This window comes from Vibrio sp. 2132-1 (genome assembly GCF_033344315.1).
On record NZ_JAWPON010000696.1, the window covers coordinates 1 to 558 of the forward strand.

General features: G+C 44.4%; 1 protein-coding gene. It reads right to left on the reverse strand.

Annotated features, from left to right (window positions below; genetic code table 11):
• Positions 1–129: 129 nt before the first annotated feature.
• Positions 130–558, reverse strand: a 429-nt coding sequence (locus R8N47_RS27445) for a nicotinate-nucleotide diphosphorylase (RefSeq protein WP_412034498.1), incomplete at its 5' end; no start/stop codon positions are given.

Genomic DNA, 558 nt, shown 5'->3' on the forward strand with positions numbered 1-558 from the left:
TATGCAGAGTTTTGCGAGTAGTGCTATTTTTTTAGTGGATAAAAAGAAAGGGCCTAGTGGCCCTTTTTAATGATGAATTACTCACAACTCACTGAGTTAGTTGAAGTAATTTAAATTTTGTTGCTTGCGTTATTTGAAGCGCATCGAAAGATCCATCGCTTTTAGATGCTTAGTTAGTGCGCCTACCGAAATGTAATCGACTCCGGTTTCTGCGTATTCAGCGATAGTATCTAGAGTGATGTTGCCTGAGTTTTCTAAAGCGGCACGGCCTGCGTTAATCTCTACGGCTTCACGCATCATTTCTTTCGTGAAGTTATCTAGCATGATGATGTCGGCACCTGCGTCGATCGCTTCTTGTAGCTCAGCCAGGCTTTCTGTTTCTACTTCGACTGGTTTGCCAGGATTGAGATCTTTTGCTGTGGTGATTGCTTGAGTAATTCCGCCACAAGCGATGATGTGGTTTTCTTTGATGAGGTAAGCGTCGAACACACCGATACGATGGTTAAAACCGCCACCACAAGCAACGGCGTACTTCAGCGCGCTTCGAAGACCTGGAAT